Origin of the sequence: Vibrio gallaecicus (assembly GCF_024347495.1) — a bacterium.
GTDB lineage: Bacteria > Pseudomonadota > Gammaproteobacteria > Enterobacterales > Vibrionaceae > Vibrio > Vibrio gallaecicus.
This window is the reverse complement of the sequence record NZ_AP025491.1, coordinates 1768923-1785616: the sequence shown is the minus strand read 5'-3', so window position 1 is coordinate 1785616 and position 16694 is coordinate 1768923. Positions and strand designations below refer to the sequence as shown.

13 protein-coding genes are annotated in these 16694 nt (G+C 41.1%); 9 read left to right on the top strand and 4 right to left on the bottom strand.

What is annotated here, in order from left to right:
• Window positions 1-197: 197 nt before the first annotated feature.
• From malT to sstT, 7 genes are all read left to right on the top strand, one after another.
• Window positions 198-2918 (top strand): HTH-type transcriptional regulator MalT, encoded by a 2721-nt coding sequence (gene malT / locus OCU78_RS22770; RefSeq protein ID WP_137371926.1) that lies wholly within the window; start codon window positions 198-200, stop codon window positions 2916-2918.
• 678 nt (window positions 2919-3596) lie between these two features.
• Window positions 3597-4523 carry a DUF368 domain-containing protein gene (locus OCU78_RS22765; protein WP_137371925.1) on the top strand — a complete coding sequence of 309 codons (927 nt, stop codon included), beginning with the start codon at window positions 3597-3599 and terminating at the stop codon, window positions 4521-4523.
• A 283-nt stretch (window positions 4524-4806) separates the two neighbouring features.
• Window positions 4807-5247: a hypothetical protein gene (locus tag OCU78_RS22760; RefSeq protein WP_137371924.1), complete on the top strand. Its 441-nt coding sequence runs from the start codon at window positions 4807-4809 to the stop codon at window positions 5245-5247.
• On the top strand, window positions 5244-5843 hold the full coding sequence (locus OCU78_RS22755) for an SCO family protein (RefSeq protein WP_137371923.1): 600 nt from the start codon (window positions 5244-5246) through the stop codon (window positions 5841-5843). Before OCU78_RS22760 ends, OCU78_RS22755 begins: the two co-directional genes overlap by 4 nt.
• Window positions 5844-6001: 158 nt before the next feature.
• Window positions 6002-6460 (top strand): copper chaperone PCu(A)C, encoded by a 459-nt coding sequence (locus OCU78_RS22750; protein WP_137371922.1) that lies wholly within the window; start codon window positions 6002-6004, stop codon window positions 6458-6460.
• Window positions 6461-6872: 412 nt separating this feature from the next.
• Complete coding sequence (gene rsgA, locus OCU78_RS22745; protein WP_137371921.1) at window positions 6873-7937, top strand: ribosome small subunit-dependent GTPase A; 1065 nt, start codon at window positions 6873-6875, stop codon at window positions 7935-7937.
• Between the two features lie 503 nt (window positions 7938-8440).
• Complete coding sequence (sstT, locus tag OCU78_RS22740; RefSeq protein WP_137371920.1) at window positions 8441-9658, top strand: serine/threonine transporter SstT; 1218 nt, start codon at window positions 8441-8443, stop codon at window positions 9656-9658.
• Between the two features lie 183 nt (window positions 9659-9841).
• On the opposite strand, the gene OCU78_RS22735 is transcribed toward sstT, so the two are convergent.
• From OCU78_RS22735 to OCU78_RS22725, 3 genes are all read right to left on the bottom strand, one after another.
• Window positions 9842-11044, bottom strand: a complete 1203-nt coding sequence (locus OCU78_RS22735) for a tetratricopeptide repeat protein (protein WP_137371919.1) — start codon at window positions 11042-11044, stop codon at window positions 9842-9844.
• Between the two features lie 501 nt (window positions 11045-11545).
• Window positions 11546-12481 (bottom strand): LysR family transcriptional regulator, encoded by a 936-nt coding sequence (locus OCU78_RS22730; RefSeq protein WP_137371918.1) that lies wholly within the window; start codon window positions 12479-12481, stop codon window positions 11546-11548.
• 103 nt (window positions 12482-12584) lie between these two features.
• The gene (locus OCU78_RS22725) at window positions 12585-13025 is read right to left on the bottom strand and encodes an Lrp/AsnC family transcriptional regulator (RefSeq protein ID WP_137371917.1); all 441 of its coding nucleotides are present in this window, start codon (window positions 13023-13025) and stop codon (window positions 12585-12587) included.
• A 231-nt stretch (window positions 13026-13256) separates the two neighbouring features.
• Here OCU78_RS22725 and OCU78_RS22720 point away from each other — a divergent pair, with 231 nt between their 5' ends.
• Window positions 13257-13841, top strand: coding sequence for a LysE family translocator (locus OCU78_RS22720; protein WP_137371916.1), 585 nt, complete (start codon window positions 13257-13259; stop codon window positions 13839-13841).
• 149 nt (window positions 13842-13990) lie between these two features.
• Here OCU78_RS22720 and OCU78_RS22715 read toward each other — a convergent pair whose 3' ends face one another.
• A complete protein-coding gene (locus OCU78_RS22715; protein ID WP_137372264.1) occupies window positions 13991-14320 on the bottom strand; it encodes a DUF1294 domain-containing protein in 330 nt (109 codons plus the stop codon).
• Window positions 14321-14591: 271 nt separating this feature from the next.
• On the opposite strand from OCU78_RS22715, the gene OCU78_RS22710 reads away from it, so the two are divergent.
• Window positions 14592-16367 (top strand): alpha-amylase family protein, encoded by a 1776-nt coding sequence (locus OCU78_RS22710; RefSeq protein ID WP_137371915.1) that lies wholly within the window; start codon window positions 14592-14594, stop codon window positions 16365-16367.
• Window positions 16368-16694: the final 327 nt, after the last annotated feature.

Below are 16694 nucleotides of genomic sequence, written 5' to 3'. Positions count from 1 at the left end.
AAAAAAGGGGCGTAGATTAGTCAAAACAAGCAGAAGAGCAAGATTTAAGAAGTCGATCATAGTTTGTTGCATTCCGCTTCACGTAACATGCCCCCATAATTCAAACGATAATTGGTACTGCTACCCTTTAACCATGGCATTTCGCAACCAAGGTTCATATGCAGCTTATACCAACCACTTAAAAGGTTAGACTCGATATGTGGATCCCATCAAAACTGACTCGTCCTGGTCGCTTACATAATGCAATCGTAAGACCCCGAGTATTGGAGCTATTACAGCAAGCACCATTTTATAAGCTTGTATTATTTCGCTCCCCAGCAGGCTATGGCAAAACGACCATGGCGGCCCAATGGCTCGCAGATAAACCAAACGTGGGTTGGTACAGTATTGATGACAGCGACAATGATGCTTTCAGGTTCATTAACTACCTGCTTCAGTCGCTAAATAAAGCCACACAAAACGCATGTCCAAACTCTCAAAAACTTGCGGAAAAAAGACAATTTTCATCACTTCACTCTTTGCTAAGTGAAATATTTGCAGAAATGTCTAATTTTCATCAGGAGTGTTTTCTAGTTCTGGATGACTACCATCTGATCGCTAATGACGATATTCATGAAGCCATGCGTTTCTTCTTGAAGCACATGCCAGACAACCTAACGCTAGTGGCAACAAGCCGCGCGACACCACCTTTAGGCACCGCAAACCTTCGTGTCCGTGACTTGATGATTGAAATTGGTAATGAGTCTCTAGCCTTTGATACAGAAGAAACCACTCGGTTCTTTAACTTAAGAGTCGCGAATGGAATAGATGACTCCACGGCAGGCAGCCTATGTAGCTATGTTGAGGGCTGGCCTTCTGCCCTACAATTAATTGCTTTACAGGCGCAACACCAAAAGCGCACTCTAGTTCAAGCAGCTGAATCAGTTTCTCACTTCAACCATGCGCACCTTTGGGATTACCTTGTCGAAGAAGTGTTTGACTTGCTGGATAAGGAAACAAGACATTTCTTAATGCAATGTTCCGTTCTTGATCACTTTAATGATGAACTCGTATGCGCGCTCACCGAACGTGAGGACGCTTTAGGTATGATCGAGTCATTAAATCGATATGGACTATTTATCTATCCGCTGGAAGGTGAACATAAAGGCGAGCATAACTGGTACCGTTTCCACAATTTATTTGCAGAGTTTTTAGCTCATGAGCGCCAAGCAAGAATCCCTCAACAAGAAGAAGAGCTCCATCGTTCTGCTGCAAAAGCCTGGCTGAAACAAGATACACCTCACCAAGCATTACGACATGCTCAAAGAGCACAAGACGGTGAATTGATTGTCCAAATCTTAAATGACACTGGCTGGAAGATGTTTAACCAGGGTGAACTTTCATCTTTGGAAATGGCAGTTAAACAACTGACACGAGACCAGTTATTTGGCAACCCGAAGCTTTCAATGTTAAGAGCATGGCTTGCACAAAGCCAACATAGATATGACCAAGTAGGTACGCTTTTAGAAGAAGCCGAAAAGGAATATAAAGAGCGCAACATTGTGTTAGATACTCAACATAAAGGGCAATACAATGCACTCAGAGCTCAAGTTGCGATCAACAGTAGTGATCCAGAAAACGCTCTAGAACTTGCTGAATTAGCACTAAGCCAACTCAATACCAATGTCTATCGTAGCCGCATTGTAGCGACATCTGTAGTAGGCGAAGTTAATCACGTTATGGGTAATTTAAGCCGTGCACTACCCATGATGCAGCAAACAGAGAAACTGGCTCGTCAGTATCAAGTTTATCATCAAGCTTTATGGGCTATTCTCCAGCAAAGTGAAATATTGATTGCTCAAGGGTATGTTCAAGCTGCATTTGAGCTGCAAGACAGTGCATTCAAGTTAATTGAAGAACACCAACTGCAATACGTCCCTCTGCATGAGTTCTTACTGCGTGTTCGCGCTCAAATCTTCTGGTGTTGGAACCGATTAGACGAGGCGGAAGAGTGTTGCTATAAGGGCTTAGATATTCTTGGTCACCACTCACCAAGCAAGCATCTTCACAGCTACTCAATGCTGGCGCGTATTTCTCTTAGCCGCGGTGAAATAGATAAAGCCGCAAAGTTTATTGATCAAATCCAGCATTTACTGCGCCAGTCTACTTACCATGTAGATTGGACAGCTAATGCGTCCTTGTCACTTATCTTATTCTGGCAAGTCAAAGGTAACAAAGAAGCGATCCAAGATTGGCTAAACGCAGCTGCACGCCCTGAAACGGCGAGCAACCATTTCTGCCAACTTCAATGGCGCAATATAGTGCGAGCGCATATTTATTTGGATCAATTTGAAGAGGCAGAAACCGCTTTAAATTTCTTAAAAAGTGAAGCGGCTAAATCTCATTTGATTACTGATACGAACCGAAACCTCATTGTTGAGTCGGTGTACCATATTCAAACTCAAAATGAAGACCATGCACGAACTCTTCTGGAAGAAGCGCTGCAAATGACCAACCAAACCGGCATGGTGGGTAACTTCTTGGTTGATGGCAGTACAATCGGGCACATTCTCGATAAATTAAGTAGCAAACCTGGTCTTGGAGATTTAGAGCGCCACCGAGCGCAACAAATCATGAAAGACATTTCTACAACACAACGCAGCCGCTCAATTCATTTTGATGAAGACTTTGTCGAAAACTTAGTGAACCACCCGAACATCCCAGAGCTAGTGCGCACCAGCCCACTGACTCAACGAGAGTGGCAAGTACTAGGATTAATTTATTCTGGGTTTAGTAATGAACAAATCGCCCAAGAACTCGATGTTGCAGGGACAACCATCAAGACTCACATTCGAAACCTTTATCAGAAACTGAATATTGCGAATAGAAAGGAAGCAATCAGTACTGCTGAGAACTTATTACAGTTGATGGGATACTAATACCCCAATCAATGACTAGCGCTGTTCACACATAGAACCCCAGCTAGAATAAACATAAAGCCAGCCTGAATCGAAACGATTCTGGGTTGGCTTTTTTGCATAATAAGCTTATGACTGAGTAAAACCTAACTAGTAAGATTATATAAATAGTGTGCGATGGTAGAGCTTTGAGTTCCGCTTTAGCTTATCTTGGGTCTTGGGAAGGAGAATACGCTGGATGACGGGTTATTCACTCATAAGCCAAGTAAGTGAAGAAGAGTGGCACAAATGACAGACAAAAAAATAGCCAATCGCAATAAGCGCGATTGGCTCTATATATATCGTGAACAAATTGGTTCACTAACAACGTCAGTTGGCTAGGTGACCCTCGGCTTAAGAAGGGTCGATTTATATAATGCAGGTAGCGTGCCAACTTTAAACTAGGTTATTTTGGGTCAAATGTCGCATAAAACTCCTAATTTTCAATCTGAATTTGCATTATGCAATTGCACTTTGCATTTGCATGCAAAATAGATATGAATACTGTTGCTATCAAAGGGTGAGCAAATCCCAGTTTGATTAGTTTTACGATCCGTCGAACGTAATCGCATAAGACATCGAGTTGCACATCCAGAATTGATATTTTTTCTACACTATTCTTTGTATACTGCGGGCAATTATCATTAACTATATGCAGCAATGAATTACTTAAGCACTTTTTTTAAAGGTATGGCAATGGGCGCAGCAGATGTTGTACCTGGCGTATCGGGCGGTACCATCGCTTTTATTACTGGAATTTACGATACTCTTCTTGAGAGTATTAGACGCATCAACCCAAGCCTATTCGGCATATGGAAGCGTGAAGGTTTTAAAGCCGCATTTAACCACATCAACGGCTTTTTCTTAATCTCATTGTTTGGTGGTATTTTTACCAGCATAGCAACATTAGCCAAATTGATTTCATGGCTACTGGTCACTCACCCTATCCCACTGTGGTCATTTTTCTTTGGACTGATCCTAGTCTCTATTTACCATATTCTTAAACAGGTCGAAAAAAGAGACGCTTTGCGTTTTGTGTTTCTACTGTTAGGGGTAGCATTCGCTTACAGTATTACCATACTGAAGCCTCTGCAGATGGAGCCTACTAGCATCAACATTTTAATCGCAGGCGGAATTGCTATTTGTGCGATGATCTTACCGGGAATCTCTGGCAGCTTTATCTTACTTCTCATTGGCATGTATACACCGGTATTAGCGGCGGTTAAAGGCTTTCAAGTTGATGTATTAGCCTTATTCCTTGGCGGGTGTGTTATTGGTCTTTTAACCTTTTCACATGTGCTTTCTTGGTTGCTTCGTTCATTCAGAGATTTCACTCTGATTTTTTTAACCGGCTTAATGATTGGTACACTTCCAAAAATCTGGCCTTGGAAAGAAACCATCAGCTGGCGCACCAACTCAAAAGGTGAGCAAGTTCCTTTAATTCAAGAAAACCTATCGCCATTTGAATTTGAGTCCCTCACATCACAACCGTCACAGTTAGTATTGGCAGTTGCCATGATGCTTGTTGCAATCACTTTTGTTCTTGCTCTAGAGAAGTTTGCAGGCGACGGCAGTAAAGAGAAATAATCGCTTTATCTAACGTATTTACTTCTTTATTTGAATACACATAGCTTCATTACAAACGCCGCCTTTTATAGGCGGCTTTTTATTCAAGACTACACATTACCTCTTTTCAACTTCCCTCATTTAGCGCTTACTTTCTGCCTTTCTCCATAAATATCATGATAATAAGCAATGAGAAAAACCCTGTGGAAAATACTAGCATCAGCACATAATTTCCTTTTGATACAAATACGTATTGGCGATTGTGATAATATCGCGACTTTATAGAATCAAATGGATATGACTGATGCATTCTGCATTTAAAGTTGTTGCGGTGATTACTGCCCTTGCCGCTGGTTTTTATGGACCTCAAGCTATCAATAAGGTCCAAGAGTCACTTGGGTCAGATATGGAAAATGTCGACCTCGCGGACTATTGCATGCTGTCAACAGACTCATGTGTACAAGACTCCATTTCAATGTCACTTGATAAAAATACAGCCCAACCCCTGATTCCTTCTACAATTCGAGTTATCTGGCCCAATGCTAAGCAAGACACACTACTGTTATCGCTAAAAGGGCTAGAAATGGAGATGGGCACCGCGCTTTATCAGTTAAAATCGATAGGCGGGGATGAATATGAGGGCGAAATTATTCTTCCTGTATGTACACTTGAAAAAATGACTTGGGTTGGAGAGTTAACCGACGGCACAACCACGATTCACCCAGCAATAAGGATGGCAAGATGAGTAAAAATTGGTCTTTAGCGCTAATCGTAGCGTTTGTTTTAGGTTTTGGCGTAAAAGTCTATTTAGACGAGCAAGCGACTACTCAAGCCAAACAAGAAAAAGCTCAACAGCTTTCTGAAACTACTTTGTATGGAAAAGGTGGTCAGCCAGCAACCATATTTGATGAAAGCGACCCACGAATTCGGGTTGTCTACTTTGGTTTCACACGTTGCCCTGACGTATGCCCAACGTCATTAGCCATGCTAGCTGGCGCGCTGAATCAAATTACCGATGAAGATAAAGCTAAGCTTCGTCCTATGTTCATATCTTTAGACCCTGAACGTGATGCTGCAGATGCGTCTTCTCAATACGCGCAATATTTCCACCCTATGATTGAAGGGCTTTCTGGCTCGTTAGAGGCAACTACGTCTTTAGCTCATAACTATGGTGTCATTTTTAGAAAAACAGTGCTTGAAGATTCTGAGCTGGAATACACGTTAGACCACAGCTCTTATTTTTATTTTTTGAAGCCAGACGGTACGCTAATTACGAAAGTGCCACACACATTAACCCCTGCTCCCATCGTAAATGCGATTAAAGAGCTTGCGGTTAACTAGTTAGATTCAAACGATTTAGGCTGATAAGTGGCTTAAGTAGATAAATCGCTAGGTTTAATAATTTGACCAAGAAAGGGTCACGAAATGACCCAATAAAATTAAAGTGCTCAATACTAAAAGCACGATAACACTATAATAAAACCATTAAGGACAATAACATGAAGTTAAAAGCTCTCGCCCTTGCGGGGTTGCTCCTCACTCCTTTTGCTCAAGCTAAATCCGACATCATGGCGCATGACTTATACGCCCGCGCTATGGCACCATCATCAGTAACAAGTGCTGTTTTCACTACGCTTATGAACCATGGTGATAATGAACGTACCCTTATTTCAGCATCAACACCCGCAGCTGGAAAAGTCGAACTTCATGATGTGATTAAAGATGGCGATGTAATGAAAATGCGCCAAGTACAAAGCATTGCAATACCAGCAAACGGCCACGCAGTACTCAAGCCAGGTAGCTTACACATCATGTTATTTGATTTAGATAAACGTTTAGCAGAAGGGGAAGAAATTGAAATGACGCTTACCTTTGCAAACGGTGAAACCCAAACGCTGCAAGTACCTGTGAAAAAGGTTATGAGCGGCATGAAGAAGATGGACCACTCCCATCATTAAGCTTCTTTAAAACAAGCGGCGAGTACTTTTACCACTCGCCGTTTTCTGTTACGCTTAGCGCGTATTTAACCCAATGGAGGACACAAGATGATTGTAATGACGAACCTAAACACGACTGTAAAAGTATCGCGCGTATAACTTGGTAGAAACTCCTAAAGACAACTAATTTCCTACCAATTTAATTACTCAATTTCACAGCTAGCCAGTTTCAACACTAGCCAATAGCTAAATTTGAGTTATTACCCCCGCTACCTTTACCCGTGTAATTAATTACCGGGGTCTACATCAATTCCATTTGACCCTAACTCAAACGTTTTTATGACGTCTCGAGCGCATTACTGTACAGCAAGCTAAATAGCTCGCAAATAAACGAAATTTTTCATGCAGTTCGCACGTCTAGGGTAAACAAATAATGAATTCACAAACTGCATTTTCTCATCCAATGACACTTCAACAACTTGGATGGCAACCTGTATTCCAACAACAACTAACACTTGAAGACTACGACCAATCTATCATTGCTCGCGTTGTTGCTCATCATAGAAGTGGCTATACTCTAGCAAGTGAACAAGGTGAAATAACCTTACCTATTCACCATAGCCAACCAGCTATGACGGTCGGTGATTGGGTGATCTTAACGCTAGAACAACAGTTTGACCGCTTGCTAGAAAGGCAATCTCTATTTAGTCGAAAAGCCGCAGGCAGTAAAGTGTCTGAGCAGTATATTTCCGCTAACATTGACACTGTTTTTATCGTAGTTTCACTCAATAATGACTTTAACTTAAGCAGAATTGAACGTTACTTAGCGCTTGCCAATGAAGCACAAGTAGAACCCGTTATTGTTCTAACCAAAAAAGACTTATGTGACGATGTAGAAGACAAAATCATGCAAGTTCAACAACTCGACCCAATGCTAATGGTTGAGTCAGTGAACAGTTTAGATATCGATTCTACTCAGGTATTGGCACATTTTTGCAAAGTTGGTAAAACCGTCGCGCTCATGGGGTCATCTGGTGTTGGGAAGTCAACATTAGTTAACTCATTAATAGGCAGTGAAGAGCAAGAAACTGGGGGAATTAGAGAAGACGACAGTAAAGGTCGTCATACTACGACATCTCGATCACTTCATTCTCTTAGAAGTGGCGGTTTGCTTCTGGATACTCCAGGGATGCGTGAGCTTCAATTAGCCGACTGTGCTGATGGTGTAAGTGAAACCTTTTCTGATATCGAAGAGCTCGCTCTACGCTGTCGCTTCTCAGACTGCCACCACGAATCAGAGCCTGGTTGTAAAATCACGGCTGCGATTGAAAGTGGAGACCTGACAGAAAGGCGCTTTAAGAATTACCAAAAGTTGCTGAGAGAACAAGCTCGAAATGGCGCTACTCTGGCCGAGCAACGTTCGCACTACAAACAGCTTTCTAAAATGTACCGAAACGTACAATCGGAAAGCCGTAACATCAAACAAGGTGGCTCTTAGGCTTAAATCTAGAAACCTAGAAACCTAGAAACCTAGAAACCTAGAAACCTAGAAACAGAATAAATCATTGAAATCACCTTACCATGCCCCTTTTTAAGGGGCGTTTTATTTCCTGCAATGCTGTCTTGAATCTGCTCTTTTTTAATCGAGTAAGCCCCACAGTAACTATAGGTACGAATACCGGCTTAAATACCAGCCTAAGACACCTATCTCATATAGCACTTTCTATTCACTCACTGAATATCAAATCCTGACTAAAACGGTTAAAAAACACCAACAAAAAAGTTAAGTAAAATAGTTAATAACACCAATAATTAACATAAAATAAACATTAGAACTTAAATTAAGCACATAGAGCAAACAATTACCCTAAAAACAAACTAATCCTAGACACAAAATATTATGTAGTTACCATAACGACTATTCGGCTAATGAATAGACGAAATGATCGTGCTTTTATAAAACACGACAAACTATAACAACTAAATAATTGCAGGTATTTTATGCAAAATAACAACATCGTCGCTCGCATTGCTCGTGGGAACTTAGTTCTCCAGATCCTTGCGGGTATTGTTTTTGGTGTCATTCTAGCAATGGTGTCACCATCAGCAGCCCAAGATGCAGGTCTACTTGGTAGCCTGTTTGTTGGTGCATTAAAAGCGGTAGCCCCAATTTTGGTATTCATTCTTGTTGCTGCTTCTATTGCAAACCAGAAAAAAGGTCAGCATACCCACATGCGACCAATCATCGTACTTTACCTTTTTGGTACATTTTCAGCAGCTCTAACCGCTGTTGTATTAAGCTTCATGTTCCCAACCACTTTGACACTGGTTGCTGGCGCTGAAGGTGCGAACCCTCCTCAAGGTATTGCGGAAGTCCTAAACACATTATTATTCAAGCTTGTTGATAATCCAGTAAGTGCATTAATGAACGCTAACTACATTGGCATTCTTGCTTGGGCTATTGGTCTTGGTCTTGCACTTCACCACGCATCATCAACAACGAAAGCGGTATTTGAAGATTTAAGTAACAGCGTGTCTCACATTGTTCGCTTTATTATTCGCCTTGCTCCTTTTGGTATCTTCGGTCTTGTTTCTGCAACGTTCGCAACAACAGGCTTTGATGCTCTAGCAAGCTATGGTCAACTTCTAGCAGTACTTCTAAGCTCAATGCTTATTATTGCTCTTGTCGTTAACCCAATAATCGTATTCGTGAAAACCAAGCAAAACCCTTACCCGCTTGTGCTGCAATGTATTCGCGAGTCAGGCGTGACGGCATTCTTTACTCGTTCAAGTGCTGCTAACATCCCAGTAAACATGAACTTATGTAAGAAGCTTGAACTTGATGAAGACACTTACTCAGTTTCTATTCCACTAGGCGCAACCATTAACATGGCTGGTGCTGCAATTACGATTACAGTATTAACGCTAGCAGCGGTTCATACTATGGGTATTGAAATTGATATCTTCACAGCAATCTTACTTAGCCTTGTTGCTGCGGTTTCAGCATGTGGTGCTTCTGGTGTAGCGGGTGGTTCATTACTGCTGATCCCACTTGCATGTGGTCTGTTTGGTATTTCTAATGATGTGGCAATGCAGGTTGTTGCGGTTGGTTTCATTATTGGTGTGATTCAAGATTCTGCAGAAACAGCACTGAACAGCTCAACTGATGTTGTGTTCACAGCGGCCGTTTGTAAAGCTGAGCAACAAAAAGCACAGTAATACATTCTGAGCGACAGAGCTAAATTGGATTAAGTTCCAACAAAAAACGGGGAAGCTAATGCTTCCCCGTTTCTTTTTATCTGTTTTATCTATATTTCGTTGCGACAAGCTTTAGATAAGCGACCGCTGAACTGAAGGGCTTAAACTAAGTCGTTTACAGCTAATTAATTTAAATCTAATCGGTTAAATCTTGGGCGGCTTAAGTGGCTGAGAAAAATCCAGTGCCGTAGTAGGTATCGAAGGTTCGACAGCAACTGGCGCTTTTGCTTGCTCACCTGCTTTTTGGTCGACATCATTTAGGCTTTGTTCTCGTTGTAAGCTTTCCTGTTGCTGCGTATCAACTTGTATCTCGTCTGAATCATCTTCCACTTCAACGACTTTTTTAGGAATCGGCACTCCACGTTTGTATAGCTTATTTAACGCTCGGATAATTGAATGTTTAGCTACTGATTTTTGGGTTAACTTCGCAATAAGTGGTTTCGTTAAGGACTGCAAACCTACAACTGAATCAACCCCTAAATTTGACCCTACAATATCTCTAATGGGTCTTGCAGGTTCATAACCAAAGTGGGCCGCCATAAACAACCAAATATAAGAAATCGCATTTCCGTGCTCACCTTGATCTCTCCATGCTTCACCCGCACGGCACATCGCTTCAGGGTGGCTTTTTTCAGCAGCACTCTCTAACCAATAACATGCCATTCCATGGTTCTTAGGAACACCTACACCATTTAAATAACTTGCACCCAGCTTAAGGCTCCCTTCAATTTTCCCTTTATCTGCTGCGCCTTTATACCATTTTACAGAAGCTTCGGCTGAGGCTTCAGGATTAGTTTTATCAACATTCCAATCACCCATGAAAATCATGGCTTCTGGGTTGCCTGCTGATGCTGATTCTTCAATTAATGAGTAGCCTTTAGGGATATTTTTGGTTGTCCCTCTTCCGAAAATTAGCGCTTTACCCATCTCAAACTTAGCATTCAAATCCCCTTCTAAACCAGCAATCGCTAGCTGCCAGAAATTCGCTTGCTCTTTTAGAATCAGATCTTCTCTTTTACGCATGCTGATACGCACAATGCCATACATGCCATTCATGTCATCCAACTGCGCGGCTTTTTCATACCAATATAGAGCCTCTTTCAAATTCGTTCTTTCCGCTTCTTTTGCTAGAAAGAGAATAGAGGGAAGATGCCCAGTTTCAGCTTTAAAAAGACGTTCTTGCTTCTCTTGTTTTCGTGCTTTTTCAATCGCTTTTCGGTAAGCCACTTCACGCGCTTTTCTTTCTTCCTCGATGCGCTGCTTTCTTAAAGACAGCGACATAAGCCAGATGAACACAAGCAAAAGTGATAGAGCTGTCGCACCAATTGCGATTCCCATAGTACTCATAAAAATTCTTAATGTTGGTAAGCTGATTTCAAATACCGAAGTGGAAAATACAATCAGCTTTAGATGATATCTATTTTAGCGGCTATTCATGGAAAACCTGAAGAAGACGCATGAATTAATAAGCATATTCCCGGAAAAAATGACATAAGTGAGCAACTTTTGATGATAATGCCACTATACAGCCATTGGCACATGAGATTTCATTTGGAGTTGACCATTGTGATCTTCAATCATACATTTTCAATTGGTGGGTCTATATTGGATTCTAGGAGTAACCAATAAGGCAGAACTGCCTAAAAGGATATTTGAAGTATAAGCAAACATATCATGAGGTTTAAATAGTCCATGAACCTTTGTATTTGTTAGAGTTTACATTGTAAATTCAACTTATAAATACTTATTAGTTTACGGTGTTATTAAGCATTAATACTGACGAATACAACAAAGGCGCGCTCATTTAAGCACGCCCTTTATTATGCGGTAGATTCTTTGTTCAGTAATTTATTGCTTTTTTAGTCGGTTCTTTTCCCACATAGGGGGACTACCAATATAGTCTTGCACACTCTGGATAAATTCTTTGACTAGCTTAGTCTGCTTTCTGTGCGGGTATATTGCGTAAATAGCGGTATCTAACCTCGAAATATGATAATCAGGCAATAAAGTGACTAAGCCCAATTCTTCCATTGAGTAATGAAGGTTAGACAAGTCAAGCAAGGTATAGCCGAGCCCATCACTGACCCCAGCAACGATCGTTCGAACATCACTAACAACAAAATTGCCTTTCATTTTCCAACTATGGTACAGGTCACTTCCCGGACTTTCATTAATGCGAAGGTGGTCTAACCTAATATCTCTATTGCTGTAAATTATTGCAGGAAGCTTAATCAAATCTTGCGGAGTTTCAGGCATACCGTGCTGCTCAACAAACTCTTTAGAAGCCACCAGCAAAAAGTGAGTGTCTGCAATTTTTCGAGCAATTAGATTAGACTCTGCAAGCTTGCCAATTCGAAAAGCAATATCGTACTGATCAGCAATGATATCGGCTTTTTTATCATTTAAAGACAAGGTGATCTGCACATCAGGGTAGCGCTTCATAAAATCAGATACTATCGGCTGCAGGTATTGTTGACCAAAATAGATGGGAGTCGTAATTCGTAACATACCTTTAGGTTCAGACTGATACGAATCAGCAATACCTTGAATTTGGTCAAGCGTATCTTGAAGAACATGGGTTTGAGCAAGAATGTCTTCACCGGCAGAGGTCAAAGAAAAGGACCGAGTAGAGCGGTTCAAAAGCTGCACACCAAGATCAGCTTCCAACTTCTTAATTTGTTTTGAAAGTGAAGAGTTATCCATATTGTGTAAAGCCGCAGCTTTGGTAAAAGACCCTTGCTGAACAACATCAAGAAACAATAATAACTGGTTAGTATTTGGCACTCTCTTTCCTTAATCAATAACCCAACATTTCATACAACTTTAGCGCTAATTAAAATCATTAAACTTCATAACCTTAACTAAGATTTTCATTGAATAGTTATGGCTAGCGTTCGTCTTTTGGCGTATCCATCACTACCATCGTTGAAATGGATTGAACTTGCGCGCATTCACCTAAAACATCAGCGTGAAACTTTTTATAACTTGGTAAATCACGGGTTTCTACTCGTAATAAATATTCATTTGCACCCGTAATATTGTGGCATTCAACTACTTCACTTTCTAAGCTGACATGCTGTTCGAATTCAAGTTGAGCCGCTTTGCTGTGGCTAGATAAACCAATCGATACGTAAGCAATAAAACCAACGCCCATTTGCACATTATCTAATACCGCGCGATAGCCTTGAATCACCCCTTTTTTCTCTAAATCTTGCACTCGCCTTAGGGTTGCTGATGGAGATAACCCTACCCTTTCAGAAAGGTCTACATTGGAGATTCTGCCGTCAGCTTTTAGCTCATGCAATATTCTTTCGTCAAATCTATCCATAGCCGTTGTTTATTGCTCAAAAATCCTTAATGAGATGAATATAAACACAAAATTGCGGTGCTTTCCACCTAGTATGAAGCTTGACCGGTCAGACAAGATTCTCATGCCTATATTTCAATGCTCGTTGGTTTACCACTTCTGCATTCGCACTATTTGCATTCACTCATATTTTAAGCTCGTACATCACATGCATACGGTGCTTACTCAGCATAAATAAAAATGGAGAAAACTATGCCATTAGAACAACTCAGTGCATTGGCGTTATTTGCGTTTGTCTCGACCTTTACTCCAGGGCCAAACAACATCATGTTAATGACTTCAGGAGCTAATGTCGGCTTTGCTCGAACCATCCCACACATGTTGGGTATCGCACTCGGTTTCGCCGTAATGTTGCTATTAGTTGGGTTCGGTTTAATGGGCGTATTTAATGCTTACCCAGTCACGCACCAAGTTTTAAAGTACCTGAGTTTGGCTTACTTGGTGTACCTTGCAATCAAGATTGCTACCAGTGGCAAAGCTAAAAATTCAGACACATTCAAACCCATGACTTTTCTAGGTGCGGCGAGTTTTCAATGGGTGAATCCAAAGGGATGGTCAATGGCATTAACAGCGGTTTCGGTCTATAGCTCTGGAAGCTCTTGGTGGGAATTAGCCATCATTGCAGGGATTTTCACCTTGGCCAATTTACCTTCTGTGACTTTTTGGACTGCAGCGGGTAAACAATTACAGCACTGGCTAACGACCCCAATGCGCATTAAGAGCTTCAACTATGGGATGGCTGGTTTACTGCTCGCGTCGACAATTCCAATGCTCTAATTTCTAGTCATTGACTCACCTAACTTCTAGGCCTTGAGTCAAAACGTTATCTAGTTATCTAACGCTTTAACACGGCTGAAAACTCAGTTCATTTTAAATGCTCAATTGCTTAGATACATAGCTGCTCAATAATTTAGTTAGCCAATAGTTTAGTTAACCAATAAGTTCGCAAGGATAGGTTGTAACACGGCTTGTCCTTGCGCCGTCAAAGCCCACAAAAATGCACTGATATTCCCGATAATCGACATCCATAAAATAGCTTTAAATGGCTGCTTTTGAGTTTTATGGCGTAATTTCGCTTGCGCCAGTAACGCACCAGGCCAACCTCCCAACAAAGAAAACAGGTGTAACGTACTTTCCTTGGTTCGCCACTTACCTTTTATTGCCGCTCGTTTATCTTTCGCATAAAGCGCGAAGGTTAAAATGCTCATCACAATGTAGGCGACGAACAGCGCCTGAGAAGAAGTAAAAAGCAGCATACTCACTGCGACAATGCTTAAATAAATACAGCTAAAAATGATAGTGAGAGACAAAAAGACTCCTTAGATTTAAATTTTATTAAACTGACTGAATGTTCAATGCGCGAAGTATTCACTGACGCGCCTAGATTAGCGATTCAAGCCTTCAAAGAAAACTCAGCTACGCCCTTAAATCTTTTATAAAGGATGAGTAAGCTTTTTTACAAATACGTTAGCCTAAATGCCTTATCCATCCCTACATAACATGATGGAATATAAAGGAATTATAACAATGAATAATAATAAACATGCTATCTATCAAGTTTTTACACGTTTGTTTGGCAACAAAAATACCACCAATACTCCATGGGGTACGATGGAAGAAAATGGAGTAGGAAAATTCAGTGATTTCACGCATCACGCTCTGGCTGAAATAAAAGATCTTGGTATAACCCATATTTGGTATACCGGCATCCCGCATCATGCTGTCATCAAGGATTACAACGACATTGGTATTACCAATGATCACCCAAGTGTCGTCAAAGGGCGTGCTGGCTCTCCTTATGCAGTCAAAGATTACTACTCAGTAAACCCTGATTTAGCTAATGAGCCAACCTCTCGCCTTGAAGAGTTCGAAGCGCTAATACAAAGAAGCCATGAAAACGGCTTAAAAGTCATTATCGACATCGTACCCAATCATGTTGCACGCCAATACAAAGGGGAAAACAACCCGCCTGGTATCAAAGATTTCGGTAGCCAAGACGATACCAGCGTAGAGTACCATCGCGATAATAACTTCTATTATATCCCTAACGCTGCATTTGAATTGCCAGATATTATCTCTGAGTTCATGCCTCTTGGTGGAGAAAATCATCCGAGCCTAGCGACTCCATTTATTGAAAACCCAGCAAAATGGACAGGTAATGGATCTCGCCTTTCCAAGCCAAACTTCGACGACTGGTACGAAACCGTAAAAGTGAACTATGGCATTAAGCCTGATGGCACCAAAGATTTCCCAGAGTTACCTCGTGACTTTGAACACCGCGATTACATGGATCATTATCACTTTTGGCTTGAATTTGAAGTCCCTGACTCTTGGGTTAAATTCCGAGATATAGCTCTATACTGGCTATCTAAAGGCGTGGATGGTTTCCGCTATGATATGGCGGAAATGGTGCCAGTTGAATTTTGGAGCTACCTCAACTCTTCAATCAAAATGAAGAATGCAGAAGCGTTTTTAATGGCCGAAGTGTATCAACCTCATCTTTACCGAGATTACATCAAGCTAGGCAAGATGGATTACTTATACGATAAGGTCGATCTCTATGATGGTTTGAAAGCCATCATGCAGGGCAAAGCATCAACCGCTATCATTCCGGAAATTCAGCATCAACTTCAAGACATTGAACACCATATGATGCACTTCCTTGATAACCATGATGAACAAAGAATTGCTTCACCAGAATTTGTCGGTGATCCCAATATTGCTAAGCCTGCAATGCTAGTCAGTGCTTTATTAAGTAGCTCACCTACCATGTTGTATTTTGGTCAAGAAGTCGGTGAATCTGGGGCTGAAAATGCAGGATTTGGGCAACCTTCTCGTACCTCTATCTTTGATTACATTGGCGTACCTCAACACCAAAAGTGGATGAATAACGGGAAGTTCGACGGCGGGCAGCTCAATGATGATGAGAAGCAACTTCGCGCCTTCTATAAAACAGTGATGAATTTCACCCTTAAGCATTCATCCATGACAGGTGCTTATGTCGACTTACATCAATCGAACCATTTAAGTGATTCCTGCTACGCGTTTATTCGCCATGATCAAAATGAACTGGTGATTGCTTCAGCAAACTTCCACCAGCATAACTCGGAGTTCATAGATCTAGTGATTCCACAAAGCACTCTTCAAGCCATTGATTTAAAAGAAGGGGTTTATGATATGAGTGAATGTATTGGCAACCATTCAAAGGCTACATTAAAAGTGAACAACCACGGAGAAGGCTTCATCAGCTTGCAATTAGAACCATTAGCAACATCGGCATTAGTATTATCTCTACCATTTTAATTCGGAAAATTTAGTGCATAAAAAACAGACTTTAAAGCCCAATTTAATAGGTTTTTAACTATCAAGAGAACAAATAAAGGGTGAATTGCTCACCCTTTATTTTTTGTGAAAAACAAGTTCGTTCAATATCGGCATTAAGCTCACACTTCTTAGGAGTAGAGCTCATCCTCTCCTCCTACTCCCATGCTCTACGCCTTTACCTCATGAATAGATAATTTGTGAGTGATTGATCAAAGGTAATATTAGTTTTCATTATACAAAGCGTGACGACCTCACTGTATTTTCTAAATTTCCATATCCAAAATAACTTTGGCTATACCGCTCACA